The organism is Cupriavidus mimosae (assembly GCF_023952485.1).
In the GTDB taxonomy this organism is placed as follows: Bacteria; Pseudomonadota; Gammaproteobacteria; order Burkholderiales; family Burkholderiaceae; genus Cupriavidus; species Cupriavidus taiwanensis_C.
The window spans coordinates 109,122-120,001 of sequence record NZ_JALHRY010000017.1 but is presented as its reverse complement, the minus strand read 5'-3'; the positions used below and the strand labels follow the sequence as shown (position 1 = coordinate 120,001).

8 protein-coding genes are annotated in these 10,880 nt (G+C 69.6%); 5 read left to right on the top strand and 3 right to left on the bottom strand.

The window, feature by feature from the left end:
• Positions 1-30: 30 nt before the first annotated feature.
• Positions 31-1,824, bottom strand: coding sequence for a glycosyltransferase family 39 protein (locus tag MKD50_RS25640; protein WP_371925395.1), 1,794 nt, complete (start codon positions 1,822-1,824; stop codon positions 31-33).
• Between the two features lie 224 nt (positions 1,825-2,048).
• On the opposite strand from MKD50_RS25640, the gene MKD50_RS25635 reads away from it, so the two are divergent.
• Both MKD50_RS25635 and MKD50_RS25630 read left to right on the top strand, forming a co-directional pair.
• Entirely contained in the window at positions 2,049-2,720 is a 672-nt protein-coding gene (locus MKD50_RS25635; protein ID WP_252669244.1) for a response regulator, read from the top strand.
• Positions 2,717-4,081 (top strand): ATP-binding protein, encoded by a 1,365-nt coding sequence (locus tag MKD50_RS25630; protein WP_240074315.1) that lies wholly within the window; start codon positions 2,717-2,719, stop codon positions 4,079-4,081. The genes MKD50_RS25635 and MKD50_RS25630 overlap by 4 nt, the downstream gene beginning before the upstream one ends.
• Before the next feature lie 57 nt (positions 4,082-4,138).
• Here the strand turns inward: MKD50_RS25630 and MKD50_RS25625 are convergent, their stop codons facing one another.
• Positions 4,139-6,496, bottom strand: a complete 2,358-nt coding sequence (locus MKD50_RS25625; RefSeq protein WP_240074317.1) for a Tex family protein — start codon at positions 6,494-6,496, stop codon at positions 4,139-4,141.
• A 166-nt stretch (positions 6,497-6,662) separates the two neighbouring features.
• Here MKD50_RS25625 and MKD50_RS25620 point away from each other — a divergent pair, with 166 nt between their 5' ends.
• The 3 genes from MKD50_RS25620 (at position 6,663) to yoaA (ending at position 9,942) form a co-directional block, all read left to right on the top strand.
• Positions 6,663-7,457 (top strand): hypothetical protein, encoded by a 795-nt coding sequence (locus MKD50_RS25620; RefSeq protein ID WP_240074318.1) that lies wholly within the window; start codon positions 6,663-6,665, stop codon positions 7,455-7,457.
• Between the two features lie 32 nt (positions 7,458-7,489).
• Positions 7,490-7,693 (top strand): DUF465 domain-containing protein, encoded by a 204-nt coding sequence (locus MKD50_RS25615; protein WP_018004489.1) that lies wholly within the window; start codon positions 7,490-7,492, stop codon positions 7,691-7,693.
• Positions 7,694-7,770: 77 nt separating this feature from the next.
• A complete protein-coding gene (yoaA, locus tag MKD50_RS25610) occupies positions 7,771-9,942 on the top strand; it encodes a DNA repair helicase YoaA (RefSeq protein ID WP_252669242.1) in 2,172 nt (723 codons plus the stop codon).
• Positions 9,943-10,037: 95 nt separating this feature from the next.
• On the opposite strand, the gene MKD50_RS25605 is transcribed toward yoaA, so the two are convergent.
• Complete coding sequence (locus MKD50_RS25605; protein ID WP_115662320.1) at positions 10,038-10,868, bottom strand: outer membrane protein assembly factor BamD; 831 nt, start codon at positions 10,866-10,868, stop codon at positions 10,038-10,040.
• Positions 10,869-10,880: the final 12 nt, after the last annotated feature.

The window sequence follows — 10,880 nt, the reverse complement described above, 5'->3', positions numbered from 1 at the left end:
CAGAATCAGTACTTTCTTGACTTGCATGCGTTAAGGAGTGGCAGGGAAATCGGAAACCAGCCGGCGCGTCTGGCGCTCGCCGGCCAGGGCAAAGTTGGCCACCGCAACGCGGCGCCAGTCGCGCGCAATGACATGCATCGGCACGCGCGCGCCAAGTTCGGCAAATGTTGCGGGCGACAGCAGCGCGACGGCGCGCGGGCCATGCTGCCAGGCGTCGACGAAGGCATCGACGGTCGGCACCCACTTGTGCGGCTCCTGCGCGGCGCCGAAGTCCAGCTCGTCGGCCTGCGCCACCATGGTCAGCGGATGGCGCAGGTAGAACGGCAGCGTGTGGTCGAGCATGCCGACACCGTACAGCGGCATGCCGGGCCCCAGCACGCGCCCGATCGGCGCGACCAGGTCGATGCCGGAGGCGGACCGGCCGATGGCTTCGTGGCCGAGCAGCGCGACCGAAAACGCCAGCAGCATGCCGAACGCATAGCCCGCGACACTCGCCATGCGGCCGTGGCGCCGAAGCAGCCACGAGGCCGCGGCGGCACTAGCCATTACCAGCGCGCAAGCCAGCGCCGCCCAGATCGCGTAGTGGCGGTACAGCGCATTGGGCGTGTTGTTGGCATCGAGGGTGGCCACCACCGGGCTCGCCAGCAGGCCGATCGCGCCCAGCACCAGCATGGCGCGCACTTGCCGGCGCCAGGCACGCTCGTCCGCGTGCGCCAGCGCCGCGCCGCCCAGGATGCCGAGCGCTGGGAACACCGGCACGATGTAGCCCGGCAGCTTCGAACCCGACAGGCTGAAGAATACGAAGATGGCCAGCGCCCACAGGGCCGCCAGCAGCGCGGGCTGGAACGGCAGGTGATTGCCGGCTGTGTGCGCCACGCCGGCGCGCTGCGTAACCGCGCGCACCATGCCCGGCAGCAGGCCCAGCCATGGCAGGAAGCCGCCGGCCAGCAGCGGCACGAAGTACCACGGCGCGCCGGTGCGCGCGTGCACGGTCGAGGTATAGCGCTGCCAGTGCTCATGGATAATGAAGAAGCGCAGGAATTCGGGGTTGCGCCGTGCCACCAGCCAGTACCACGGCACCGCCACCAGCAGCATCAGCGCGATCCCGGCCGGCGCATGCAGGCGCCGCCACAGGGCCAGGTCGCGCGTCACGGCGGTGTAGAGCACCAGCACCAGCCCCGGCAGCGCCACGCCGACCAGCCCCTTGGTCAGCACCGCCACGCCCATGGCCGCCCAGCACGCCAGCATCCAGCCGCGGCGCGCGGCTGGCGTCGCCGACGGATGCTGCGCCAGCAGCAGGCTGGCCAGCACCCACGCCATGGCACCGGACAGCGTCATGTCGAGCGTATTGAAATGCGCCGCGATATTCCACATCGGCGCACTGGCCAGCACCAGTCCGGCCATCAGCCCGGCGCGCGCGCCGAACCAGCGTGCGGCCGCCAGCATCGATACCCCCAGCCCCGCGGCGCCCGCCAGCGCCACGCACAGCCGCGCCTGCCAGTCGCCGATGCCGAACAGCGCATACGACACCGCCGTCATCCACATGTGGAACGGCGGTTTTTCAAAGTACTTCAGGCCGTCGTAGCGGATCGTGACCCAGTCGCCGCTGCTGAGCATCTCGCGCGCGATCTCGGCATAGCGGCCTTCGTCGGGGCCGATCAGGTGGCGCATGCCGAGCGTGCCGAACCACAGCAGCGCGAAGGCCAGCACCACCAGCATCGGCACCAGCATCGGCATCGCGGCGGCGCGCGCGGCATGCCCGGGCATGGCGGCCCGGGGGAGCAGCCCGGGCGCGGCGGCAAAGCGGTCGTGACGGTGCGGCATGCGGAAGCGGGACAGCATGGGCGGAGCAGGGTGGCGCGGCTCGCGAGACGTGGCCGGGGGCGGCCGGGCCGGTGCGGGCGCAGACGCCATGTCCACGCCGGCGAGGCGCGCCGCGTTGTACGGGGCAGGCAATTGAAAGGTGAGCGGAGCATAATCCGCGAACCTTAATGGCACATTAAGCGGCGCGCGTACCGGGCCGTGATACCTCCGGGCCACTCCAGAGCATGAAACTCCTGATTGTTGAAGACGACCCGATGCTGGGCGACGGCCTGCGGCGCGGCCTGCAGCTGCTCGACTACGCGGTCGACTGGTTCCGCAACGGCACCGAGGCCGACCATGCGCTCGGCCTGGCCCACTACGATGCCGTGGTGCTGGACCTGGGCCTGCCGGGCGAGGACGGCATGATGCTGCTGGCGCGCTGGCGCGCGCGCGGCAGCCGCATCCCGGTGATCGTGCTGACCGCGCGCGATGCCGTCGACAGCCGCATCGGCGGGCTCGATGCCGGTGCCGACGACTACCTGGTCAAGCCGGTCGCGCTCGACGAGCTGGCGGCGCGGCTGCGCGCGGTCACGCGCCGCGCGGCGGGCATGTCGGCGCCGGTGTGGCAGCACGGCGCGCTGGCCTTCCACCCGGCCGCGCGCCAGGCGTACTGGCAGGGCAAGCCGGTCGAGCTGACCAGCCGCGAAGCCATGCTGCTGGAACTACTGCTGGCGCATCCCAACCGTCTGCTGACGCGCGAGGTGCTGCGCGACAAGCTCTACGATTGGCAGGGCGGCACCGAGAGCAACGCGCTGGAAGTCCACATCCACCACTTGCGCCGCAAGATCCATCCGAAGATCGTGCGCACCTTCCGCGGCGCCGGCTACACGCTGGGCGCGGCCGAGGACTGCGCATGACGCTGCAGCGCAGGCTGGTGCTGGCGGTGCTGGTGGCCGCGCCGGTGGTATGGCTGTTGACGCTGGGCATGACCTATGTGCGCGCCCGCCACGAGATCAACGAGCTCTATGACACCGACATGGTGCGCATGGCGCTGCAGATGCAGTCGGTGGTGCCGCTGGTCGACATCACCGCCGGCATGTCGCGCGCGCGCGTGCCGCGGCTTGACGAAGGCGACCTGGGCGATGCCGGTCTGGGCGACCTCGCCATCGCGGCATGGCTGCCCGACGGCAAGCCGCTGCATATCGATCCCGACGGCGACAAGCTGCCGCGCGCCGAAGGCGTCAAGGGCTTTACCGACGTCACGCTCGATCAGCAGCGCTGGCGGCTCTATTACCTCGACGATCCCGATACCGGCTGGCGCGTTTGCGTGGGCCAGCAACTGGGAGAACGCAATGAGCTGATCCTGTCCTACATTGCCGCGCAGGTGCTGCCATGGGCGGTGGGCCTGCCGCTGCTGATCGGCCTGCTGATCGGCTTCATGCGCCGCGCGATGGCGCCGGTGCGCACGCTGTCCGCGGATATCGAGGCGCGCGCCGCGGACGATCGCCGTCCGCTCAGCCTCGCTGCCGTGCCCGGCGAACTAGTGCCGCTGGTGCACGCGATGAACCGGCTGCTGGCGCGCGTTTCCGATTCGATCGAGCATGAGCGGCGCCTGACCGCCGATGCCGCGCACGAAATGCGCACGCCGCTGGCCGCGCTCAAGGCGCAGTGGGAGATCGCCGAGCGCTCGCCCGACCGCGACGAACGCGCGCTGGCGCGGACCAATGTCGCCGCCGGCATCGACCGCATCGGCCGGCTGGTGTCGCAGCTGCTGACTATGAGCCGGCTCGAGGATGCCACCGGGCTGCCGTCGCGCCAGCCGGTCAACTGGATGCCGGTGGCACAGCAGGCGCTGTCCGACTGCCTGGTGCTGGCGCAGCAGAAGCAGGTCGACGTGGAGCTCGCCTGGCCGCCGCCGGGCCAGGCGGCGTTGCCAGTGGCGGGCGATCCCGCGCTGCTGTCGCTGCTGCTGCGCAACCTGCTCGACAATGCGATCCGCTACAGCCCGCCGGGCGCGCTGGTGCTGGTCGATTTCCGGCCCGACAGCATCACCGTGCGCGACCAGGGGCCCGGCGTCGCGCCGGCGTTGCTGGCGCGCCTCGGTGACCGCTTTTTCCGCGGCGGCGCCGGGCAGCACGAGCAGGGCCACGGCCTGGGCATTTCCATCGCGCGACGCGTGGCGCGGCTGCATGGGCTGGAGCTGGCCTTTGCCAACCGGGCTGGCAGTGGCGAGGGTACCGACAGGGGCCTGTCCGTGCGCATTGCCCGCGGCGCCTGAATCGAAAACGCCCCGCACGGCAAGCCGTGCGGGGCGTTGTACCGCGGGCAGGCGCGCTCAGCGCTTGAGCTTGGCGAACGCGGCGGCCATGGCGCCGGCAGGCTCCGGCTCGCGGCGCCCGCCGCCGAAGCCCTTGCCGCCGCCATTGCGCTGGCCGCCACGGTCGTTGCGGTCGCCGCCGCCCGCGCGCGCCGCAGCCTGGCCGGGCTCGTCGTCGAGCCGCATCGACAGGCCGATGCGATTGCGCTTGACGTCGACCTCCATCACCTTGACCTTGACGATCTGCCCGGCCTTGACCACTTCGTGCGCGTCCTTGACGAACTTGTTCGAAAGCGCCGAGATATGGACCAGGCCGTCCTGGTGCACGCCGATATCGACAAACGCGCCGAACGCGGCCACGTTGGTGACCACGCCTTCGAGCACCATGCCGGGCTGCAGGTCCTTGACGTCCTCCACGCCATCCTGGAAGGTCGCGGTCTTGAACTCGGGACGGGGGTCGCGGCCGGGCTTTTCCAGCTCGGACAGGATGTCGCGCACGGTGGGCAGGCCGAACGCATCGTCGGTGAACTTTTCCGGCGCCAGGCCGCGCAGCGCCTCGCGGTTGCCCATCACGTCGCGCAGGCCCTTCTTGACGTGGTCCAGGATGCGCTGCACCACCGGGTACGCTTCCGGGTGCACCGATGAGCGGTCGAGCGGATTGTCGCCGTCGTTGATGCGCAGGAAGCCCGCGGCCTGCTCGAAGGTCTTGTCGCCCAGGCGCGGCACCTGCTTCAACGCATTGCGGTTGGCGAAGGCGCCATTGGCGTCGCGGAACTCGACGATGTTGCGCGCCAGCACCGAATTCAGGCCCGACACGCGCGCCAGCAGCGGCGCCGAGGCGGTGTTGACGTCGACGCCCACGGCGTTGACGCAGTCCTCGACCACCGCGTCGAGCGCGCGCGCCAGCTCGCGCTGGTTGACGTCGTGCTGGTACTGGCCCACGCCGATCGACTTCGGATCGATCTTGACCAGCTCGGCGAGCGGATCCTGCAGCCGGCGCGCGATCGACACCGCCCCGCGCAGCGACACATCCAGGTCCGGGAATTCCTTGGCGGCCAGCTCCGACGCCGAGTAGACCGACGCGCCGGCTTCGCTGACCACGATCTTGGTCAGCTTGAGTTCGGGCATCTGCTTCATCAGGTCCTGCACCAGCTTGTCGGTCTCGCGGCTGGCGGTGCCGTTGCCGATCGAGACCAGCGCCACGTTGTGCTGTTTTGCCAGGCGCGCCAGCGCGGCGAGCGAGCCGTTCCAGTCGCGGCGCGGCTCGTGCGGATAGATGGTGGCGGTCTCCAGCAGCTTGCCGGTGCTGTCCACCACGGCCACCTTGCAGCCGGTGCGGATGCCCGGATCGATGCCCATCACCGACTTGGGACCGGCGGGAGCAGCCAGCAGCAGCTCATGCAGGTTGCGGCCGAATACCTTGATGGCCTCGCTCTCGGCGGTTTCGCGCAGCTGCGTCAGCAGCTCGGTCTCCAGGTGCGGCTGCACCTTGACGCGCCAGCACCAGCGGCACACGTCGCCCAGCCACTTGTCGGCGGGGCGGCCCAGCTGCTGGATGCCGACATGGCGCGCAATCATGCCTTCGCACGGGTGCGGCACCAGCGCGTCCTGCTCTTCGCCCAGGCCCAGCTTGACCATCAGCACGCCGGCATTGCGGCCGCGGAACAGCGCCAGCGCGCGATGCGACGGCACCGTGCGCAGGGTCTCGCTGTAGTTGTAGTAGTCGCGGAATTTCTCTTCTTCCGCGGTTTCCTTGCCTTCCATCACCGACGAGGCTACCACGCCGTGGTTCCACAAGTGCTCGCGCAGCTTGCCCAGCAGTTCGGCGGTTTCACCGAACTGTTCCGACAGGATGTCGCGCGCGCCGTCCAGCGCCGCCTTGACGTCGGGCACGCCGCCGTCGGCGGTGGGGTTGCCGTTGACGTACTTCGCCGCTTCGGCCTGCGGGTCGAGCGTGGGATCGGCCAGCAGCGCCAGCGCCAGCGGCTCCAGCCCGCATTCGCGCGCGATCTGGGCGCGGGTGCGGCGCTTGGGCTTGTAGGGCAGGTAAAGGTCTTCCAGCGCCTGCTTGGTCTGCGCGGCTTCGATCGCGGCCTGCAGCTCGGGCGTGAGCTTGCCTTGCTCGTCGATCGACGCCAGGATCGCGGCGCGGCGGTCTTCCATGTCGCGCAGGTACAGCAGGCGCTCTTCCAGGTTGCGCAGCTGCGTATCGTCGAGGTTGCCGGTCACTTCCTTGCGGTAGCGGGCGATGAAGGGGACGGTCGCGCCTTCATCGAGCAGCGCTACGGCCGCGGCCACCTGGCGGGGCTGCACGGACAGTTCGGCCGCGATGAGCGCGACGATCTTTTGCGAGACGGATGCGGGCAGGTTGGACATCGTGGAGCGCAGCGTGAGACGCAGTCAGTCGAAAGCGGGGCATTTTGCCACAAGCGCGCGGGCCTCCGGCGGGGCCGGCAAGGTGGCGCTTGCGGGAGGCGTCGCGCGCACGTGGGCACGGGCCAGCGGACAGGCCGCCGACCGGCCCGGATGCTAGAATCCGGAGATGATCGTCAAGTCCCGCCCGGCCGCCGACCAGGCCACCCCTCCGGCCATGCCAACCATCGCCAACGTGCCCGAATCCACCTTGTTCCGCCGCGGCGCCCTGGCTGCCGTAGCCGTGGCGGCCTGCGCCGCGCTGATGCCGCTGCGCGCGGCACAGGCGCAGGCTTCGGCGCCCGCAGCGGCGCCGGCACCTGCCGCCGCGCGCGACTTTGCCGCCGAGCGCAAGGCCATCGGCGATTCGCGCGCGTGGACCAACTACCGCTTCGCCGCCGCCGAGCGCGAGTGCTACAGCAAGTTCTTCGTCACCCGCTGCATTGACAACGCCAAGGAAATCCAGCGCGAGGAGCTGCAGGTGCTGCGCAAGCGCGAACTGGAAGTCGGCGAGGCCGAGCGCGCCCACCGCGCCGCCGAGCGCGACCGCGAACAGGCCCTGCGCCGCGCCGAGTTCGAGGCCAGCCAGCCGCAGCGCGCCGCCAGCGAACAGTCCAGCCGCGAGGCGTTCGAGCAGAAGCAGCAGGAACAGCAGCTGCGCGACGCAAAGCGCCAGGCCGAGGCCCCGCAGCGTGCCGCCAACGCGCAGGCCTACCAGCAGAAGCAGTCCGACTTCGATGCCCGCATGCGCGAGGCGCAGCAGCAGGGCGCGGAACAGGCCCGCCAGCGCCAGGAGAACGTGAAGGCATACGAAGCCAAGCAGCGCGACCTCGAACAGCGCCAGAAGGCGCTGGAAGAGCGGCGCGCCAAGGCCAGGGAGCAGCAACAGGGCCCGGCGTCGGCGCCGCGTCCGTTCGGCTTCTGAGCCCCGGCACGGTGATGGCAGCGGAGGCATAGATGGACAGCAACCTCAATACCCTGGAACGGCGCATCATGGAGCTGCAGATCGAGCACCGCGATCTCGACTTCCTGATCGACCGGCTGGCCGGCGATGTGGTCCACGACGAATTGCAGCTGCGCCGGCTGAAGAAGCGCCGTCTCAAACTGAAGGACGCCATCACGCTGCTGCAGCTCCAGCTCGAACCCGACGTGCCGGCCTGAGCGCCGTCGCGCCCCGGGCGCGGCGATTGCCGGCGATAGTTGCCGCTTTGCCCGCAGCCCATACAACATTCCCCACCTTGTCCGATCTTCCCGATTCCAGCCAGTTGTCCCTGGACAGCAACCCCAGCGACGCCGCGGCGCCCGCCCATGCCGCGCAGGCCGATGCCGCCGCCAGCCGCGGCGCCGAGCTTGCCACCATCTTCGCCGATACCGGCACGCTGGCCCGGGCCATTCCCGGCTACCGCCCGCGTGCGTCGCAGCACAAGATGGCCGAGGCCGTCGCCGGTGCGATCGCGCAGAACGATTCCGTGATCGTCGAGGCCGGCACCGGCACCGGCAAGACCTACGCCTACCTGGTGCCCGCGATGCTGTGGGGTGGCAAGGTAATCCTGTCCACCGGCACCAAGAACCTGCAGGACCAGCTGTTCCTGCGCGACATCCCCACCGTGCGCCACGCGCTCAACGTGCCGGTCTCGGTGGCGCTGCTCAAGGGCCGGGCCAACTACGTCTGCCACTACCACCTCGAGCGCGCGCAGGCCGGCGGGCGCCTGGCCTCGCGCCAGGATGCGGCGTGGCTGCGCGAGATCGGGCGCTTTATCAAGGAAACCGCCACCGGCGACAAGGCGGAACTGGCGTCGGTGCCCGAGAACGCGCCGGTGTGGCAGATGGTGACCTCCACGCGCGACAACTGCCTCGGTTCGGAATGCCCGTATTACAAGGACTGCTTCGTGATGCGCGCGCGCAAGGAAGCGCAGCAGGCCGACGTGGTGGTGGTCAACCACCACCTGTTCTTTGCCGATGTGGTGCTGCGCGACACCGGCATGGCCGAGCTGCTGCCGGCGGCCAACACCGTGATCTTCGACGAAGCGCACCAGCTGCCCGAGACCGCGACGCTGTTCTTCGGCGAGACCCTGTCGACCAGCCAGCTGCTGGAGATCGCGCGCGATACCGTGGCCGAGGGCCTGTCGCATGCGCGCGATGCGGTCGACTGGGTGGCGCTGGGCGCGCCGCTGGAACGCGCCGCGCGCGACCTGCGCCTGGCCTTCAGCAAGGACAACGCGCGCCTGGCGCTGGGCCAGATCGAGGCCGACCGCCGCATCGCCGAACCCTTCAACGAGACCCTCGATGCGCTCGACGCGGCGCTGTCCGACTTCGTCGAGATGCTCGAAAGCCAGGCCGAGCGCGCCGAATCGCTGCAGCAATGCCACCGCCGCGCGCTCGAGCTGGCCAACAAGCTGGCCGCCTGGCGCACCGATGCCCCGGCCGCGCCGGCACCGCAGCCAGCCGACGGCGAGGAGCAGGGGCAGGAGCAGGGCGGGGCGGCGCCATCCGCCGGCCCGGAAACCGTGCGCTGGGTCGAGGTGTTCTCGCACACCGTGCAGCTGCACCGCACGCCGCTGTCGATCGCGCCGATCTTCACGCGGCAGCGCGGCGGCCAGCCGCGCGCGTGGGTCTTCACCTCGGCGACGCTGTCGGTGAAGGGCAATTTCACCCACTACGCCGCGCAGCTGGGGCTCGACAAGGACCGTTCGCTGACGTTGCCCAGCCCGTTCGACTACGCGAAGCAGGGCCTGCTGTACGTGCCGCGCGACATGCCTGCGCCGCAGTCGCCGCAGTTCACCGATGCAGTGGTGCAGGCCGCGCTGCCGCTGATCGAGGCCGCCGGCGGGCGCACCTTCTTGCTGTGCACCACGCTGCGCGCGGTGCAGCGGGCCTCGGACCTGCTCTACGATGCCTTTGCCGAACGCGGCCTGAACCTGCCGCTGCTGGTGCAGGGCCAGGCCAGCCGCACCGAGCTGCTGGACCGCTTCCGCGAGCTTGGCAATGCGGTGCTGGTCGGCAGCCAGAGCTTCTGGGAGGGCGTGGACGTGCGCGGCGAGGCGCTGTCGCTGGTGATCATCGACAAGCTGCCGTTCGCGCCGCCCGACGATCCGGTGCTGGCCGCGCGCATGGAAGTGCTGCAGAAGAAGGGCCTGAGCCCGTTTGCCGTGCACCAGCTGCCGCATGCGGTGATCACGCTCAAGCAGGGGGCGGGGCGTCTGATCCGTTCCGAATCGGACCGCGGCGTGCTGGCGATCTTCGACACACGCCTGGTCGAGAAGCCCTACGGGCGCCAGATCTGGCAGAGCCTGCCGCCGTTCACGCGCACGCGCGAGGCGGCCACGGTGGTGCGCTTCCTGGAGTCGCTGCGCGGATCGCCCGCCGGGCAGCAGGACGAAACCGACGCCGGGGATGCGGCCGCCGACTGACCACGACAGAGCGCGTCAAAAGAAAAACGGGACGGTCATCCGACACGTCCCGTTTTTTTACCGCTGCCGGCGCAGCGGCATCAGATCACTTCCCCTCAGAACACTTCCCACCAGGACTTGTCCTTGCGGCGTGCGCCGTACTTGATGAAGTCGCTCTCCGGAAAGTTCTTCTCCATCACGCGCGCGGTGTCGTCGCGCAGGTCCTTCATGCCCATCGCGTCGTACGAGCGGATCATGATGTACAGCGCCTCTTCGTTGGCCGGTGCGCCGTCGTAGTCCTTCAGCGACTGCTGGGCGCGGTTGACCGCGGCCAGGTAGGCGCCGCGCCGGAAGTAGTAGCGCGCGGCATGCACTTCATGCTGGGCCAGCGAGTTGACGATGTACTGCATGCGCAGCGTGGCGTCCGGCGTGTACTTGCTTTCCGGGTAGCGCGTGATCAGCGTATGGAAGGCATCGTAGGCAGCGCGCGCGGCCTTGGGATCGCGCTCGCTCAGGTCCTGCCCCGAGAAGCGGCCCAGCCAGCCGAGGTTGTCGTTGAAGTTGATCAGCCCCTTCAGGTAGTAGGCGTAATCGATGGTGGGGTGGTTCGGGTGCAGCTGGATGAAGCGGTCCACTGCCGCCAGCGCGGCCGCGGTCTCGCCGTCCTTGTAGTTGGCGTAGGCGGTGTCGATCTGCGCCTGCTGCGCATAGCGCCCGAACGGGTAGCGGCCCTCGAGCTTTTCATACAGCTTGACGGCGCGGGTGTAGTCGCCGCCATCCAGGGCATCCTTGGCTTCCGAATATAATTTGTTGGCCGACCAGCCGGCGGTCTCGTCGGGCTGGTCCGCGAGCAGGCCGCATGCCGACAGCATGACGCAGCCGCCTGCGAGCAGAATCGCTCCAATTGTCGTGCGCCAGCGCGCGCGTTTCATGCTCTGCAATTGCATGGGCAATCGTAT